Below are 16,404 nucleotides of genomic sequence, written 5' to 3'. Positions count from 1 at the left end.
TCATCGGAGGACCGGCCTTACTGCGTGATGGAGCGGACTACGAACCCGCGTGGGTGCGGCGCCCGGCGAGCAACGTGGCCCAGACCGGCATCCCGCGCAGCGTCTCCCCGCTCGCCACGAGGGGGTCCGCGCCACACACGACGATGTCGGCGGGCTCTCCCGGTCGCAGCGAGGTGCGCACGCTCGCCTCGAGCGCCTGACCGATCGTGATCCGCTCTTCGGGATGCCAGGGTGCCCGATCGTCCTCCGTCCGCGACACCGCCGCGGAGATGGCCTGCCATGGATCGAGGGGGGCGACGGGCGCGTCGGAACCGAAGCGCATCTCGGCCCCCGCATCGCGCAGCGAAGCCAACGGATAGCCGATCGCGGTCTGCCCACTCCACAGCCGGTCCACGAGCTCACGGTCGTCGACGGCATGCTGTGGCTGGACGCTCGCAACGACCCCGAGGCGTCCGAAGCGCGCCAAATCCGCGTGCCGCACGAGCTGCACATGCTCGATCGAGCCCACAGCCCCGGTTGTGGTGAAGGCGTCCAGTGCCGACGTCACGGCACGGTCGCCGATCGCATGCACGGCCACCGCCAACCCCGCGCCTGCCGCTCGTGTCAGCAGGTCGACGAGCTCGTCGGAGGGCACCGTCAGCATGCCGAAGTTGTCAGGATCGTGCGGGTAGGCGTGCGAGCACGCGGCCGTCCTCGTGCCCAGAGACCCATCGGTGATCACCTTCAGCGGTCCCATGTGGACGAGACCGCGGCCCGCTGCGGGCGCATCAGGCTCCTCATGCGGCTCGCCGGTGCGGAGCCCTGCGGCGATCGCCCGATCGAGATCGAACGGATACACGGCGAACTCCACGCGATGCGCGGCGAAGCCATCCCGGATCCGGCGCGGCCATGCATCGGCACCCCAGGCCATGTCGAAGTCGACCACACCCGTGACACCCCGTGCGGCCGCCTGCTCGCCGGCTCGCCGCATCGCGCTGTCGCCGTGCGCGGCGTCGACTGCATTCAATCGACGCGAGATCTCGAAGGCATCCGTCTCACGGAGCAGGCCGTCGTCGCTTCGGAAACCCTCACGCGCAAGCGCTGCGGAGTTCAGCCAGACGCTGTGCACATCCGCGTTGATCAGGTAAGTGGGGACCGCACCGGTGGCAGCGTCCAGAAGCTCGAGGGTCGGCCGATCCGGCCAGAGAGCATCACGAAATCCGGTGCCGACGCGGCGCCCGTCCGGCAAGGGGACGACACCGCTCATCGCGTGCGCCGCAGCCGCCGCGGAGACCGCGTGACCCAACGGAGCGCGCTCCGCGGTCAGCGCCCACTGGACGGTGTGGACGTGGTTGTCCCAGAGCCCGGGGACCGTCCACGCTCCTTCGACATCGAGCACCTCCCCCCGCGAGGGAAGCGCTCCGGTGGGGGCGATATCGGCGATGAGCCCGTCGGCGATGTGGATGTCGACGGGCTCATCGTCGATCAGGAACTCACGACCGGGGCCGACGATCCTCGTAGCCCTGATCGTGCCGATCACCGCGTCGCCATCTGTCATCGCCGCCCTCCGGTCCTGGCATCCTGGGCACGTCGCATCTCTTCCGCGAGAGCCGGGTTCGAATACGGACCGTCCGACCGGAGGGCGCTGATCACCGTCTCGATCGTCTCGACCGGCTTGTTCTGGCTGAGCTTGCGCTTCGCGACCACACGGGTGGGCGTCAGCCGGAACCCCACTGTGCCGGCAGCGAGTCGCTGGACGAAAGCGGCGTCGTTCGGTCGTTCCCACATCAGCTTCGGCTCCGGCATCCGCGACTCGAATCGTGCGACGAGCTGATCCAGTACCACCAGGTTCTCTTCGTCGGAGAGGATCTCCGGCACACCGCCGAGGTGCACGGCGGTGTAGTTCCACGTCGGCACCGCCTGCACGTCGCCGTACCAGCCGGGCGACACGTAGCCGTGCGGCCCCTGGAACACGACGAGGAGCTCGCGCTCCCCAATACCGTGGATGAGGTCGTCCGGGCGGCCGACGTGCCCGACGATGGTGAGGTCGTCGCGTGTCTCGTCCAGAAGCACCGCGTAGTGCGAAGCGACGAGACCGTCATCACCGGCGCTCATGATCGTCGCCCAAGGGCTCATCTCGATCACCCGGCGGATCTCGGCCACGTCGGCGAGCGTGAAGCTCGGATTCTGTCGCATGCGATCAGCCTAGAACGGATGCGGGGGTGCACAGTCCGGTCACGCCTGGCAGCGCGGGCACCAGTACAGCTTGCGAGCGCCGATCTCCTCGAGCGCGATCTCTGTGCCACAGACCCGGCACGGCAACCCCGCCCGGTGATAGACCCAGTGCCGGTCGTCGCGGTTCGCCATCGCGGCGCGGTAGTCCTCGCCCGTGAGACCGTCCATCGTCATCATCTGGCCGGTCTCGACACCGATCGCCAGCAGTCGCACCCAATCGTGCCAGAGCGCGCGCACGACCTCTTCCGGAACGTCTCGACCCGGAGTATGCGGGTTCAACCGCTGCCGATAGAGCATCTCGGCGCGGTAGACGTTCCCGATCCCGCTGACGACGGACTGGTCCATGAGAAGCAAGGCGATGACCGTCGACTTCTTCCCGACCGCCCGGACGAACCGCTCCTCATTCTCGACCGGGTCCCCGACCAGCGGGTCGGGCCCGAGCTTCGCGACCGTCGCCAGCATCTCCTCCGGCGTCTGGAGCACGCATGCCGTCGGGCCACGCAGGTCGGCGGCGGTGATGTCGGTCATGAGGCGCAGACGAACCTGTCCCACGACCGGAGGCGGCCATTCGAGCCCCTCATCGGCGAGGCCCTTCGTCTGCTCCGACATGCGGACGTGCACCCTCGTGCGGCGTGGTGCCCCGATGGACGCGAGGGAGTTCTCGCCGGCATCATCCAGGATGGGGTCGTCGAGGACGGTGCCGCGCTGGTTCGTCTGCCCCATCCGCCCGTTGGCGGAGGCTATCGTCGGATCGACGATGATCTCACCGGCGAAGTCCCAGGCACCGTAGAGACCGAGGTGCACCCGCAGCCAGAGGTCGCCCTCCGTCTCGAGGAACATCTGCTTGCCGACGGCCTGCACACTCACCGCCGCACGTCCGTCGAGAACCGCGGCTCCCTCGGCGAACCGTCCCTGTGGACTGGACGCGCTCAGAGTCTTGCCCACGAAGTTGCGATCGAACTGTCGTGCGATCCGGTGAACGGAATGGCCCTCGGGCATGTCAGCCCCGCGGATCCGGGAGCAGGGACCCGTCGCGCTCGAAGTCCGCGATCTGCCCGATCCGCCGCACATGGCGTTCATCACCCGAGAACGGTGTCTGGATGAACAGGTCGATGAACGAGGTCACCTCGTCGAAGGTGTGCTGCCTCGCGCCGATCGAGATGACGTTCGCGTCGTTGTGCTCGCGGGCGAGCTCGGCCGTCGACAGGTTCCAGACCAGAGCGGCCCGCACCCCCGCAACCTTGTTCGCGGCGATCTGCTCACCGTTCCCCGAACCGCCGAAGACCACACCGAGGGCTTCGACACCGTCGCGCTGGTCGGCGATGACCGCCTGCGCCGCGCGGATGCAGAACGCCGGGTAGTCGTCGACCGCATCGTACTCGATCGGGCCATGATCGACGACCTCATGCCCCGCAGCGCGCAGGTGCTCTTGCAACTGCGTGGAGAAGTCGAGTCCTGCATGGTCGGTGGCGATGTGGATGCGCATGACTCCCATCCTAGAAGCGGCGCGGATCGGCTCCGAGGTCATGGGGCGATGCCGGCGGCGGCGGGCTTGAACCCCGCACGGATGTTCTCACAGCACCCGGGTCGGCAGACGTCGAAGCCGCCGGGGAGCGTCGTGACATGGGCACGCTCCTCGTTGGGGCGACCTTGGAGACGTTCCTGGATCAGGTCGACGATGCCGTCGACGAATGCCGGTGAGACACCGGGCGTGGGGGTTCGCGTGAAGGCGAGTCCGGCCTCTTCCGCGGCCTCCGCGGCCTCGGTGTCGAGGTCCCACAGGACCTCCATGTGATCGCTCATGAAACCGACGGGGACGACCGCCACTGCCTTGCGTCCGCGGTCGGGCAGTTCACCGATCACGTCGCACACGTCGGGCTCGAGCCACGGCTGCGAGGCGGGGCCGGACCGGGACTGGTAGACGAGCTCCCACGAGACGTCGGCCGCTGCGGGAACCGTCTGGCGAACCCGATCCATGACCCAGGCAGCCACGGCGAGATGCTGAGCGGCGTACGCGCCTCCCTCTCCCCAGTCGATGTCTCGCGCGCCGGAGCGCTCCGCGTCGGCCGTCGGGATGCTGTGGGTGGAGAAGAGGATCTGGATGTCCGCCGCCACGATGCCGTCGGCCAGGAAGCCTTGGACAGCCTCACGGACTCCCGTCTCGAACGCCTCCACGAAACCGGGGTGGTCGTAGAAAGGCCGGATCTTGTCGATCGTCACGGTCTCCCCGAGCCCGGTCTCCTCCAGGATGCGAGCGAAGTCCTCGCGGTACTGACGGCAGCTGGAGAACGAACTGTAGGCGCTGGTGGCGAAGGCCAGCAGCGTGTTGTGACCATTGGTGGAGGCCTCGGTCACGACCTCTTCGAGATACGGAGCCCAGTTGCGGTTGCCCCAGTAGACGGGGAGCGTGATGCCGCGTGCGGCGAGGGCGTTCTCGAGGGCTTCCTTGAGCACGCGGTTCTGTCCGTTGATCGGACTCACCCCGCCGAAATGCCGGTAGTGGTGCGCGACCTCCTCGAGCCGTTCGTCGGGGATTCCTCGACCGCGGGTCACGTTGCGCAGGAACGGGATGACATCTTCCTGACCCTCGGGCCCCCCGAAGCCCGCGAGGAGGATCGCGTCATAGTCGACCGGCGTGGTCACGAAGGGTGCACCACCGGCGGCAGCAGGCGAGGCAAAGGGAACGGCATTCGGCTCGATCGCAGTCACCCCTCCATCCTTTCACCTCGGCGGAGCAAAGGCGTCCGTGCAGCGCCGTTTCTATGCCGCCGCCCTCCCGAGTGCGATGCGAGGGGCCAGCTCCCGCACTGGCGTAGGCTGTCATGGTTGCCGTCGGCGCCAACTGCGCCGACCCCGGTGACATCCCCTCACCCCTGGGAGTAAAGCTGTGCCTGGAGAGAACCTCACCCGCATCGAAGCGCAGGAGCGCCGCGACGTCATCGACACTCAGTCCTATGAAGTCGCCCTCGATCTGACCAAGGGTGCCGAGATCTTCGGCTCCCGGAGCGTGGTGCGCTTCACCGCGACTCCGGAGAGCTTCACCTTCATCGACCTGATCGCCCGGGACGTGCGTGAGATCTCCCTCAACGGCGAGCAGCTCGATCCGAACGAGGTCTTCGCCGACTCTCGCATCGCGCTCAGCGGGCTGCAGGCGGAGAACGTGCTGGTCGTCGATGCCGACTGCCTCTACACGAACACGGGCGAGGGCCTCCACCGTTTCGTCGACCCGGTCGACGAAGAGGTCTACCTCTACTCGCAGTTCGAGGTCCCGGACTCACGTCGCGTGTTCGCGGTGTTCGAGCAGCCCGATCTCAAGGCGACGTTCCAGTTCACCGTGACGGCGCCGGCGGCATGGAAGGTCATCTCCAACTCCCCCACGCCCGAGCCCATCGTGCATGACGACGACACGACGGCGACCTGGGGCTTCGAGCCGACCCCACGCATCTCCTCGTACATCACCGCGCTCGTCGCCGGACCCTACGAGTCCACGTTCTCGGAGCTCACCAGCGCCTCGGGCCGCGTGATCCCCCTCGGCGTCTACGGACGCAAGAGCCTGTGGCAGCACCTCGATGCCGACTACATCTTCGACAAGACCCGCGAGGGTTTCGCCTACTACGAGTCGAAGTTCGGGGTTCCGTACCCGTTCGCCAAGTACGACCAGCTCTTCGTCCCGGAGTTCAACGCGGGAGCGATGGAGAACGCAGGAGCCGTCACCTTCACCGAGACCTATGTCTTCCGCAGCAAGGTCACCGACGCCGTCAAGGAGCGCCGCGTCGTGACGATCCTGCATGAGCTCGCACACATGTGGTTCGGCGACCTCGTCACGATGAAGTGGTGGAACGATCTCTGGCTGAACGAGTCGTTCGCCGAATGGGCGTCGACCATCGCCACCGCCGAAGCCACCGAGTGGACCGAGGCGTGGACGACGTTCAACGCCATGGAGAAGACCTGGGCCTATCGACAGGACCAGCTCCCCTCGACCCACCCGATCGTCGCGGAGATCACCGACCTGGAAGACGTGCAGGTCAACTTCGACGGCATCACCTACGCCAAGGGCGGATCGGTCCTGAAGCAGCTGGCCGCCTGGGTCGGCATCGAGGCGTTCTTCGCCGGTGTGTCGCAGTACTTCCAGAAGCACTCCTGGGGCAACACCGAACTCAGTGACCTGCTTTCGGAGCTCGAGGCCACCAGCGGTCGCGACCTGAGCACATGGTCGAAGAAGTGGCTGGAGACGGCAGGCGTCAACACGCTCGAGCCGGTCATCGCGGAGGACCACGACGGCACGATCTCGCGCTTCGCCATCACGCAGACGGCCCCGGCGGACTACCCCACCATCCGACCGCACCGACTGGGCATCGGCTTCTACACGCTGACCGACGGTGCACTCACCCGCACGCACTACCTAGAGGTCGACGTCGACGGCGACCGCACCGAGGTGCCGGAGCTGCAGGGCATCGCCCGCCCCGACCTCGTGCTGCTCAACGATGAGGACCTCGCCTACGCGAAGATCCGCCTCGACGAGAAGTCGCTCGCCACCGCGATCGCTCACCTGGCCGACATCCACGACCCGCTCGCCCGCTCGCTCGTGTGGGGCGCCGCGTGGGATCAGACGCGGGATGCGGAGACGGCGGCTTCCGCCTACATCGACCTCGTGTTGGGGAACATCGGCCGGGAGACCGAGTCGACGACCGTGCGCACCACGCTCGCTCAGCTGCGGACGGCCGCCACGCTCTACGTCGCCCCGGCTGAGCGAGAGACCGCTCGACTCAAGGTCGCCGACGGATTGTGGAGCCTGGCGGAGTCGGCCGAGCCGGGCAGCGACAGCCAGTTGCAGTTCGTCACCGCCTTCGCGAATGCCCTGGTGACTCCGGAGCACGCGGGAATCGTGGGCCGTCTGCGCTCCGGTGAGGACACGCTTCACGGTCTGGAGATCGACGCAGACCTGAACTGGCAGCTGCTCGTGGGTCTCGCGACCATCGGCGCCACCGATGCCGCGGCGATCGATGCCGCTCTGGCGGCGGACAACACCGCCAAGGGCGGGGAATTCGCCGCGCAGGCGCGGGCGTCTCTGCCCGACTCGGCGTCCAAGAAAGCGGCCTGGGCTTCGCTCATCGAGCGCGACGATGCTCCCAACACGATCGTTCGCTCCGCCGCGCTCGGTTTCACGCATCCTGCCGGCGCCGCCGTACTGGGCGAGTTCGTCCCCGCCTACTTCGACATGCTGCTCCCCATCTGGGAGTCGCGCACCTACCAGATCGCTCAGTACCTGATCGTTGGGCTCTTCCCGACGGCTCTCGCCGACGGGGCGCTTCGTGACGCGACGCGCTCGTGGCTGGCGGCCAACCAGGATGCTGCGCCGGCGCTTCGACGCCTGGTGCTCGAGAACCTCGCGGACGTCGAGCGCGCACTCGCCGCACAGGCACGCGACGCGGAGGACTGAGCGCTCCGCCTCAGCCGCCACCGCTCTCGAAACGGAGACCACCCACCTCGCTCTCGGAGTGTCCCGCGCGGACGCGGCGCAGCGAACGTGGATGGTCTCCGTTTTCGCACGGCGCATCCGCCCAGCCTGCACAGAGACCCGCTCGCTAGGATCGTGACTGATGATGCTCCCCTTCGATGTCAATGATCCTCCCGCGGAGACCCCACTCCCCGACTGGGCGACGAACCTGCTCGCCTGGCTGAGCCAGGTCGGCATGAAGGCGCTCACCGTCGCGATCATCATCGCTAGCTGTGTCGTGATCGGGCTCATCCTGCGCCTGGTCATCCGTCGGGTCGTGCACCGCATCGTCGACAGCGCGAAGAGCAAGGCGTCGGTCGACGACACCCAGGCCTTGGAGCGCTCACCCCTCGCCGACATGCGTCTGGTGCAACGGACCCGCACCCTCGGCACGATCCTGCAGAACATCGTCAACGTGATGCTCGTGGTCATCGCGATCGTGCTCATCGTGAACGCCCTCGACCAGAGCCTGTTGGGGTCGCTGACCCTCCTCACGGCTGCGGTCGGGGCCGGTCTCGGGTTCGGCGCGCAGAACATCGTCAAGGACGTGCTCAACGGCATGTTCTTGGTGGCCGAGGATCAGATCGGAATCGGCGACGTCGTCGACCTCGGGCTCGCGAGCGGTGTCGTCGAGTACGTCAGCGTTCGGATCACCCAGGTGCGCGACGTCAACGGCACCCTCTGGTATGTGCGAAACGGCGAGGTCACCCGAATCGGCAACATGTCGCAGGGATGGGCGCGGTCGATCATCGACCTCGGCGTCCCGGCCGACTCCGACCTCGAGCAGGTCGAGCACATCATGCTCGAGACCGCACAGGGGCTGGCGAAGGATCCCAAGTGGCGCACGCGCATCATCGAGAAACCGGAGCTCTGGGGGCTGGAGTCGATCGACGGCGATGCCCTCGTCGTCCGCATCGTGATCAAAGCACGTGCCAACGCGAAGGACGACGTGGCGCAGGAGCTGCGCCGCCGCCTGCGCGCCGCACTCCTCGAGAAGGAGATCAGCGTGCCGCGCATGGTCGATGTCGTGCCGACAGGGCTCGATGGCGCCCGCCGGGTCCGCGGCGCTAATCCTCCCCGGACGCGACCTAACGCGGTGACCGGCGTGCCGGTGATCCCTGACCGTGGAATCTGGCGCCGCAAGAAGCCCACGGATGACGGGAGTCCCCAGAAGTGACGTTCTACGACGAGATCGGTGGACACGACACGTTCACGAAGATCGTGTCGGTGTTCTACCGCGAGGTCGCCCTCGATCCCGTGATGAAGCCGATGTATCCGGAGGAAGACCTCGGCCCCGCCGAAGACCGGCTCCGCATGTTCCTCGAGCAGTACTGGGGCGGCCCGACGACGTATGGCGACACGCGCGGGCATCCCCGGCTGCGGATGCGGCACATGCCGTTCCACATCGATGCCGACGCGCGCGATCGTTGGCTTCGTCACATGCGGACAGCCGTGGACGAGGCGCAGTTGTCTCCTCTGCACGAAGCGACGCTCTGGGACTACCTGGAGCGCGCCGCGTATGCCATGGTGAACACATTCGAGCCTTCGGGGATCGGGGCCGCTCCCGGCGGTCGCCCCACGCTCGAGACCCGATCACGTCAGGAATCAACGGAGAGCTCATGACGACGAAGCCCCTGTCCACAGATGTTCTGGTGATCGGATGGGGGCTGGCCGGACTCGTCGCCGCGTCCGAGGCTCTCGACGCCGGCCGTCGCGTCATCCTGGTGGACCAGGAGCCGCGGACGAACCTCGGCGGTCAGGCCTGGTGGTCGTTCGGCGGGCTCTTCTTCATCGACTCCCCTGAACAGCGGCGGCTCGGGATCAAGGACTCCCTCGAGCTCGCGACTCAGGACTGGTTCGGCAACGCCGGGTTCGATCGGCCGGAAGACGAATGGCCGAGGCGCTGGGCAGAGGCATACCTGCAGTTCGCAGCCGGAGAGAAGCGCTCGTGGCTGCGCGAGCGGGGCGTCGGGTTCTTCCCCGTCGTGGGCTGGGCGGAACGCGGCGGCTACGGCGCCATCGGACCGGGCAACTCGGTTCCACGATTCCACATCACTTGGGGCACCGGGCCGGGGATCGTCGCACCCTTCGCAGCCGCCATCGAGCAGGGCGAGCGGGAAGGACGTCTGACGGTCCTCCCGCGACACCGCGTCTCCGAGCTCGTGGTGACCGACGGCGCGGTCACCGGTGCCCGCGGAAACGTGCTCGCCTCGTCGGGCGCATCGCGTGGTGCGGTGTCGTCGCGCGAGATCATCGGCGAGTTCGAGATCGCGGCCCGGGCGACCATCGTCTCCTCTGGCGGCATCGGGGGGAACCACAACCTCGTGCGGGCTGCATGGCCCGAACGCCTCGGCACTCCCCCCGAGCACATGCTCACAGGGGTACCGGCCTATGTCGACGGATCGATGTACAGCGTCAGCGCGGCCGCCGGTGCGCGGTTCATCAATGGCGACCGGATGTGGCACTACGTCGAGGGCATCACGAACTGGGACCCGGTGTGGCCGTCTCACGGCATCCGCATCCTCCCCGGGCCGTCGTCGCTCTGGCTGGATGCGACGGGCAAGCGCCTCCCGGTACCCCTGTTCCCCGGGTTCGACACGATGGGAACGCTCGCGCACCTGCGTACGACCGGTCACGATCACTCCTGGTTCGTCACCTCGCGGCAGATCGTCGAGAAGGAGTTCGCGCTCTCGGGCAGCGAACAGAACCCCGACCTCACCGGTAAAGATGTTCAGCTGCTGCTGAAATCCCGACTCGCCAAGGGACCGACCGGGCCGGTGCAGTCGTTCCTCGACGAAGGTGAGGACTTCATCGTCGAGAACGACCTCGAGTCGCTGCTCGAGCAGATGCAGCGCCACCCCGGCGGCGAGTTCCTCGACATCGACAACGTCCGCCGCGAGGTGGTCGCCCGAGATCGAGAGATGGACAACGACTTCACGAAGGATGCGCAGATCGGCATGCTTCGTTCCATGCGTGGTTATCGCGGCGACAAGCTGATCCGCACCGCAGCACCACATCGCTTGCAGGACCCGAGCGCCGGGCCGCTGGTGGCGGTCAAACTCCACGTCCTCACGCGCAAGTCGCTCGGCGGCATCAACACCGACCTCGAAGGCCGTGCCCTCGATGCGAACGGAGACCCGATCCCCGGACTCTACGCCGCAGGTGAGGCGAGCGGTTTCGGCGGCGGTGGAGTTCACGGCTATCGCGCGCTCGAGGGGACCTTCCTCGGCGGATGCCTGTTCTCGGGGCGAACCGCCGGCCGCGCGGCCGCAGCAGCGGGCTGACGAACACGGTCCCGGGCGCTGAGCGCGGCGGAAATCCGCGCGATGACTAGACGGCGGAACCGGTGGAACGGACGCCCGTCAGCCCGGTGGCCACGGGACCGCGCACCAGCACATGACCGCGACGGAACGCCAGACGTGTCCACCTGCCGGACCGTGAGAGCTGGACCTGCTCCTCACCGGAGATGAAGCCCATCGCGTCGGCGGCGAACGCCGTTCCGCGAGGCAGCCCTCCGAGGTCCTCATCGGGTTCACCCCAGATCGCGGCGCGGAGGGCGCGGACCGCTTCCTCGCCCGAACCGGGGCCGGCGCCCCGCGCGACCGCCGAGATCCCCCACTGCGCGCGCTGGGCGATCACGGATGCCGCCAGCGCGGCCTCCGGCGTCCACGCGCTCCGAGGCGGGGCGACGCCGGCCCATGCCGGCGACAGACCGGTCTCCGGAAGCGTGAGCCGATCGGCGTCATCGGTCTTCGTGAGTCGATCGACGACGACGTCGCACTCGAGCTCGGGGTCGGCATGCACGATGCGCATCGCGAGAATGGTCGGCGTCTGGTCGAACAGACCCTGCGGCGCGAGTACCGCGGTGGTGAGCGCGAGCACACCGTTCGCCGCCTGCAGGCGCACGCCTTCGTCGGTGATCCTGGTCGCTCGTCCGACGAAGGTCAGAACGTCCTTCGCGGTGTCGGGGTCAGCGAGGAGGAGGTGATGCGTCACGCGTTCTAAACTACCAACGGTGCGGCATGCGGGGTCGCAGAGAGGAACACATGAGCGCGGAGCAGCACGCCATCCAGACCGTCGAACGGCTTCTCGAGGTCCTCGATCTCGATGCGGCTCAGGCTCGCACCACAGAGGACATCTTCACGGGCTCCTCGCACCCGATGCCGAGCGGCCGCATCTACGGGGGCCAGGTGCTCGCCCAGGCTCTGCTCGCCGCGGAGCGGACACTCCCTGAGGACCGTGCGGTGCATTCGATGCACGGGTACTTCCTCCGTCCTGGGGATGCGAGCCAGGGAATCACCATCGCGGTCGATCGGATCCACGACGGCCGATCGTTCTCGACCAGGCGGACCCAGGCTTACCAAAACGGCGTGCCGATCTTCTCGATGATCGCCTCGTTCCAGGACGCCGATCCCGGGGTGGAGCACGCCGAGCCGATGCCGGCGGGCATTCCCGGCCCGGATGAGCTCGCCCCGGACGAGGAGCGGGTCCACGGGCTACCCGAAGGCACCACCCGGATGCTCAGTGAGCGAGCGGCCGATGTGCGGCACGTCGACTCACCGCTGTATCTGCCCAGCGAAGATGCACAAGTGCCCCGGCAAGCCGTGTGGATGCGACTGCGCGCCCCTCTCCCTGACGACCAGCGACTTCACCGAGCCGCGCTCGCGTACCTCAGCGACATGACGATCCAGGAATCGATCCTGCGGGCACACGGCGTCTACTGGGCGCTCCCCGGGCTGAAAGTCGCGAGCCTCGATCACGCGATGTGGTGGCATCGACCTGCGCGCGTCGACGAGTGGCTGCTCTACGTGCAGGAGTCGCCGAATGCGCGAGGGGGGCGGGGGCTCGCCACCGGACGGATCTACACGCGCGACGGCGCGCTGGTCGCGAGCGTCGCACAGGAGATCATGATCCGCGTGCCCGAGGAGTCGCCCTAGGGCTCGGTCACACCGGTACCCGCCGCGACGTCAGCGGTGGGAGTACTCGATCGAGTCGCCCACATACGGCTCCCAGGCGTCGCGCATCTCCTGAGTGAGTCGGGTGGGGCGCCCGGTCTGAGCGTCGACCAGCACGATGATCGCCGTCGATCGCGCGTAGATCTGTCGCGGTTCTGCGGTCGGGTCGTTGTGGACCTCGTAGCAGACTTCGACGCTGGAGCCGCCGAGCTTGCCGAACCACATCTGCACCTCGAGCGGGCGTCGCTGATATGGCACGGGCGCGAGGTACTCGATCTCCTGTCGCGCGATGAGGGTCAGGATTCCCTCGTCGATGCCGGAGTCGAGCACCGCCGTCGACGGCGCCTCCTCACCGGGGCCGGCACGCCAGAAGGCTCTGACGCGAGCCTCCTCGAGCAGTTTCAGCATCGAGGTGTTGTTGACGTGATTGAACGCATCCAGATCACCCCAGCGGAGGTGGATCGGGATGTGCAGACGCGGCCCCGGTGAAGCGGACATCGCGGCCTCAGTCGCGCGTCAGCTTGCGGTGCGTCGAACGGTGCGGCTTCGCGGCGTCGGGGCCGAGGCGCTCGATCTTGTTCTCCTCGTACGCCTCGAAGTTCCCCTCGAACCAGTACCACTGGCCGGGCTTCTCGTCGGTGCCCTCGTACGCGAGGATGTGCGTCGCGATCCGGTCGAGGAACCACCGGTCGTGAGTGATCACCACAGCACAGCCGGGAAACTCGAGCAGGGCGTTCTCGAGCGAGCTCAGGGTCTCGACGTCGAGGTCGTTTGTCGGCTCATCGAGGAGCAACAGGTTGCCTCCCTCTTTGAGCGTCAGCGCGAGGTTCAGACGGTTGCGCTCACCACCGGAGAGCACGCCGGCCTTCTTCTGCTGGTCCGGGCCCTTGAAGCCGAACTTCGACACGTAAGCGCGGGACGGGATCTCGGTCTTGCCGACGGTGATGTAGTCCAAGCCGTCGGAGACGACCTCCCACAGCGTCTTGTTCGGATCGATGTTGGAACGCGACTGGTCGACATAGCTGATCTTGACCGTCTCACCGATCTTCAGATCCCCGCCGTCGAGCGGCTCGAGACCCACGATCGTCTTGAAGAGCGTCGTCTTACCCACGCCGTTGGGTCCGATCACACCGACAATGCCGTTCGGCGGGAGGTTGAAGCTGAGGTTGTCGATCAGTACCCGACCGTCGAAGCCCTTCTGCAGCTTCTTGGCATCGATCACGATGCCACCCAGACGCGGGCCCGCGGGGATCTGGATCTCGTCGAAGTCCAGCTTCCTGGTCCGCTCCGCCTCCGAAGCCATCTCCTCGTAGCGAGCGAGACGCGCCTTCGATTTGGTCTGGCGGCCCTTCGCGCTGGAACGGACCCACTCCAGCTCCTCCTTGAGGCGCTTGGCCAGCTTGGCGTCCTTCTTGCCCTGGACCTCGAGTCGTTCGCCCTTCTTCTCCAGGTAGGTCGAGTAGTTGCCCTCGTAGCCGATGAGACGACCGCGATCGACTTCGGCGATCCACTCGGCGACGTGGTCGAGGAAGTATCGGTCGTGCGTGATCGCGATCACGGCACCCTTGTAGGCCTGCAGGTGCTGCTCGAGCCACAGCACACTCTCGGCGTCGAGGTGGTTGGTGGGCTCGTCGAGGAGCAGGAGGTCGGGCTTCTGCAGGAGCAGCTTCGCAAGGGCGACACGACGCTTCTCACCACCGGAGAGCGGTGCGATCGCGGCGTCGGCCGGGGGCGTGCGCAGAGCGTCCATGGCCTGATCGAGCTGCGAGTCGAGGTCCCAGCCGTCGGCTGCGTCGATCTCTTCCTGCAGCGTGCCCATCTCGGCGAGGAGGGCGTCGAAGTCGGCGTCGGGCTCGGCCATCAGCAGCGAGATCTCGTTGAACCGGTCGACCTTCGGCTTGATCGCGATGCCGTCCTGGATGTTCTGGATCACCGTCTTGGACTCGTCGAGCTCCGGCTCCTGCATCAGGATGCCGACCGTGTACCCCGGGGAGAGCTTCGCCTCGCCGTTCGACGGAGTGTCGAGACCGGCCATGATCTTGAGGATCGTCGACTTTCCGGCGCCGTTCGGGCCGACCATGCCGATCTTCGCCCCGGGGAGGAACGCCATCGTGACGTCGTCGAGGATGAGCTTCTCGCCCACTGCCTTACGCGCACGCACCATCGAGTAGATGTACTCAGCCATACCGTTTAAACACCTTTGCTGATCAGAATCGAACCTGCCATCGCACTACTGAAGCGGTGCGGAAATCTACCTAAGACTACCTCCGGGGCGGCAGTCAGACGATTCCCCGGCGCCCGGACTGAGCTCCGCCGTCTGCCGGACTCCACGCGCGCCCGAGGTCAGCCTCGCACGTCGGTGCGCTGCGGAGCCATCACGCTGTCCGCAATCACCGCGTCCGAGGATGATCAGCGTGAAGAATAGATCGTGACGGATGTACCAACAGCCCTTGGCGTGTCACCAGTCGATCGGACGTGTGGTGCCCACCAGGCAGCGCCCCTCGGCGAGCTGCGGCATCACGACGGTGACGACACGTCCCGTGGAGGGACCCACCTGACCGACGAGACATTCGCTGTCACCCCAGCGCACGGAGAACTGCAGGCTCTCCGCAGGGTTGCCGACCGTCGACTGATCCTGCGTCACCTGCATCGCGCTCCGATCGAATCCCGCCGCGACCAGAGCATCGATGTACGCTCGCCCGGCCCCCCGCTGATCCGTTGCCCAGACGCGTTCGGCGACCGAGGTGAAGACCGGGAGGTTCTCCTCGGCTGCGCCGTCGGGCACGAGTGTCGGTTCCGCAGGAGTCGTCGTCCCGGGAGTCGGCGACGCGACAGCCGTGGGCGATGCAGACGAGCCGGGAGTCGGCGCACAGGCGGAGAGCAGCAGGAACGCGGCGATCGAAGCCGCAAGGGCACCGGCCGCGCGCGGCGACGTGAAGACCGGACGACGAAGCACACGCCGAGTCTACGTCTCCCCGCAATCCGACCCTGCACGCCGCCGGCGCCCCACCCCGCTGAATCGAGCGCGGAGCCGCCCGTCAGGACATGGCACCCGCGGTCGAGGCAGGCGCAGCCCACGACAGGTCCAGCGGCTCGGAATCATGCAGACCCTGCTCCGACCCGGGATCATCGTGCACCGATTCCTCTGGGCTGTTGCCCTCTGCATTCGGCGTCGCGGAGGGTCCGGCCGCAGCCGGACGCGACTGCGGCCGATAAGCCGTCGTGCCCCACCGCAGGTCATGCCCGATGGTGTCCGCGTCGATGTCGACGCTCGTGCCGTGCTTGCCGTTGCTCTCCCAGTTGCGGATCTTCAGCCGCCCGGTGACGATCACGCTGTCCCCGGTTCGCAACGATGCCTTCGCATTCTCGCCGAGGCTCCGGAAGGCGGCGACCGAGAACCAGTTGACACCGGAATCCGTCCACTCCTGCGTGGCGGAGTCGAAACGACGATGAGTACTCGCGAGACGGAAGTTCGTGACGGGCACGCCTCCCGCGGTCTGACCCTGGGTCGGATCCGTGGCGACTCTTCCCACGATGGTGACCATGTCGATCATGTGCTGTCCTTTCGTCGACCGGAGCGGAGCCCGTCCGGATCGCCCCAGCCTGGCCCGCACCGCACCCGGCAACCGACCGGGAACACGCGAAGCGTGGACAGCGCTCACGAACGCCTTGCGGTGCAGAAAGGGCAGATCACAGCGCGTGTCGCCACGGACAGGCGAATGTCGGTGGTCGGTCATA

The 16,404-nt window shown here is 67.2% G+C and carries 15 protein-coding genes; 5 read left to right on the top strand and 10 right to left on the bottom strand.

The window, feature by feature from the left end:
- Positions 1–37: 37 nt before the first annotated feature.
- The 5 genes from OC372_RS03170 to OC372_RS03150 are packed head-to-tail and all read right to left on the bottom strand — an operon-like array spanning position 38 to position 4,923.
- Complete coding sequence (locus OC372_RS03170) at positions 38–1,537, bottom strand: amidohydrolase (RefSeq protein WP_262000909.1); 1,500 nt, start codon at positions 1,535–1,537, stop codon at positions 38–40.
- Positions 1,534–2,175 (bottom strand): FMN-binding negative transcriptional regulator, encoded by a 642-nt coding sequence (locus OC372_RS03165; protein ID WP_262000908.1) that lies wholly within the window; start codon positions 2,173–2,175, stop codon positions 1,534–1,536. The genes OC372_RS03170 and OC372_RS03165 overlap by 4 nt, the downstream gene beginning before the upstream one ends.
- A gap of 39 nt (positions 2,176–2,214) precedes the next feature.
- The gene (locus OC372_RS03160; protein ID WP_262000907.1) at positions 2,215–3,213 is read right to left on the bottom strand and encodes an Fpg/Nei family DNA glycosylase; all 999 of its coding nucleotides are present in this window, start codon (positions 3,211–3,213) and stop codon (positions 2,215–2,217) included.
- Between the two features lies 1 nt (position 3,214).
- The gene (locus tag OC372_RS03155) at positions 3,215–3,700 is read right to left on the bottom strand and encodes a ribose-5-phosphate isomerase (protein WP_262000906.1); all 486 of its coding nucleotides are present in this window, start codon (positions 3,698–3,700) and stop codon (positions 3,215–3,217) included.
- Between the two features lie 38 nt (positions 3,701–3,738).
- Positions 3,739–4,923, bottom strand: a complete 1,185-nt coding sequence (locus tag OC372_RS03150; RefSeq protein ID WP_262000905.1) for a ferrochelatase — start codon at positions 4,921–4,923, stop codon at positions 3,739–3,741.
- A gap of 178 nt (positions 4,924–5,101) precedes the next feature.
- On the opposite strand from OC372_RS03150, the gene pepN reads away from it, so the two are divergent.
- From pepN to OC372_RS03130, 4 genes are all read left to right on the top strand, one after another.
- The gene (pepN, locus tag OC372_RS03145; protein WP_262000904.1) at positions 5,102–7,654 is read left to right on the top strand and encodes an aminopeptidase N; all 2,553 of its coding nucleotides are present in this window, start codon (positions 5,102–5,104) and stop codon (positions 7,652–7,654) included.
- Positions 7,655–7,814: 160 nt separating this feature from the next.
- The gene (locus tag OC372_RS03140) at positions 7,815–8,888 is read left to right on the top strand and encodes a mechanosensitive ion channel family protein (protein WP_029263443.1); all 1,074 of its coding nucleotides are present in this window, start codon (positions 7,815–7,817) and stop codon (positions 8,886–8,888) included.
- Positions 8,885–9,334, top strand: coding sequence for a globin (locus OC372_RS03135; RefSeq protein WP_029263444.1), 450 nt, complete (start codon positions 8,885–8,887; stop codon positions 9,332–9,334). Before OC372_RS03140 ends, OC372_RS03135 begins: the two co-directional genes overlap by 4 nt.
- Positions 9,331–10,995 carry an FAD-binding dehydrogenase gene (locus OC372_RS03130; RefSeq protein ID WP_262000903.1) on the top strand — a complete coding sequence of 555 codons (1,665 nt, stop codon included), beginning with the start codon at positions 9,331–9,333 and terminating at the stop codon, positions 10,993–10,995. Before OC372_RS03135 ends, OC372_RS03130 begins: the two co-directional genes overlap by 4 nt.
- A 46-nt stretch (positions 10,996–11,041) precedes the next feature.
- On the opposite strand, the gene OC372_RS03125 is transcribed toward OC372_RS03130, so the two are convergent.
- Complete coding sequence (locus tag OC372_RS03125) at positions 11,042–11,707, bottom strand: hypothetical protein (RefSeq protein ID WP_105709891.1); 666 nt, start codon at positions 11,705–11,707, stop codon at positions 11,042–11,044.
- A 50-nt stretch (positions 11,708–11,757) separates the two neighbouring features.
- On the opposite strand from OC372_RS03125, the gene OC372_RS03120 reads away from it, so the two are divergent.
- Entirely contained in the window at positions 11,758–12,648 is an 891-nt protein-coding gene (locus OC372_RS03120) for an acyl-CoA thioesterase (RefSeq protein ID WP_262000902.1), read from the top strand.
- A gap of 30 nt (positions 12,649–12,678) precedes the next feature.
- On the opposite strand, the gene OC372_RS03115 is transcribed toward OC372_RS03120, so the two are convergent.
- From OC372_RS03115 to OC372_RS03100, 4 genes are all read right to left on the bottom strand, one after another.
- Complete coding sequence (locus OC372_RS03115) at positions 12,679–13,164, bottom strand: acyl-CoA thioesterase (RefSeq protein ID WP_029263448.1); 486 nt, start codon at positions 13,162–13,164, stop codon at positions 12,679–12,681.
- A 7-nt stretch (positions 13,165–13,171) separates the two neighbouring features.
- Positions 13,172–14,851: an energy-dependent translational throttle protein EttA gene (gene ettA, locus OC372_RS03110; protein WP_262000901.1), complete on the bottom strand. Its 1,680-nt coding sequence runs from the start codon at positions 14,849–14,851 to the stop codon at positions 13,172–13,174.
- Positions 14,852–15,124: 273 nt separating this feature from the next.
- Positions 15,125–15,622, bottom strand: a complete 498-nt coding sequence (locus tag OC372_RS03105) for a DUF6993 domain-containing protein (RefSeq protein ID WP_262000900.1) — start codon at positions 15,620–15,622, stop codon at positions 15,125–15,127.
- A gap of 82 nt (positions 15,623–15,704) precedes the next feature.
- Complete coding sequence (locus OC372_RS03100; RefSeq protein WP_262000899.1) at positions 15,705–16,220, bottom strand: single-stranded DNA-binding protein; 516 nt, start codon at positions 16,218–16,220, stop codon at positions 15,705–15,707.
- Positions 16,221–16,404: the final 184 nt, after the last annotated feature.

It is taken from the genome of Microbacterium sp. Mcb102, assembly GCF_024519805.1.
In the GTDB taxonomy this organism is placed as follows: domain Bacteria; phylum Actinomycetota; class Actinomycetes; order Actinomycetales; family Microbacteriaceae; genus Microbacterium.
Note: the sequence above shows the minus strand (reverse complement) of the source record. Positions and strands in the feature narration are given on the sequence as shown.

Excerpts from the sequence above, each read along its gene's own strand:
- OC372_RS03170 (WP_262000909.1), bottom strand. The coding sequence starts at position 1,537 with ATGACAGATGGCGACGCGGTGATCGGCACGATCAGGGCTACGAGGATC.
- ettA (WP_262000901.1), bottom strand. The coding sequence starts at position 14,851 with ATGGCTGAGTACATCTACTCGATGGTGCGTGCGCGTAAGGCAGTGGGC.
- OC372_RS03165 (WP_262000908.1), bottom strand. The coding sequence starts at position 2,175 with ATGCGACAGAATCCGAGCTTCACGCTCGCCGACGTGGCCGAGATCCGC.
- OC372_RS03160 (WP_262000907.1), bottom strand. The coding sequence starts at position 3,213 with ATGCCCGAGGGCCATTCCGTTCACCGGATCGCACGACAGTTCGATCGC.
- OC372_RS03115 (WP_029263448.1), bottom strand. The coding sequence starts at position 13,164 with ATGTCCGCTTCACCGGGGCCGCGTCTGCACATCCCGATCCACCTCCGC.
- OC372_RS03140 (WP_029263443.1), top strand. The coding sequence starts at position 7,815 with ATGATGCTCCCCTTCGATGTCAATGATCCTCCCGCGGAGACCCCACTC.
- OC372_RS03100 (WP_262000899.1), bottom strand. The coding sequence starts at position 16,220 with ATGATCGACATGGTCACCATCGTGGGAAGAGTCGCCACGGATCCGACC.
- OC372_RS03130 (WP_262000903.1), top strand. The coding sequence starts at position 9,331 with ATGACGACGAAGCCCCTGTCCACAGATGTTCTGGTGATCGGATGGGGG.
- OC372_RS03155 (WP_262000906.1), bottom strand. The coding sequence starts at position 3,700 with ATGCGCATCCACATCGCCACCGACCATGCAGGACTCGACTTCTCCACG.
- OC372_RS03120 (WP_262000902.1), top strand. The coding sequence starts at position 11,758 with ATGAGCGCGGAGCAGCACGCCATCCAGACCGTCGAACGGCTTCTCGAG.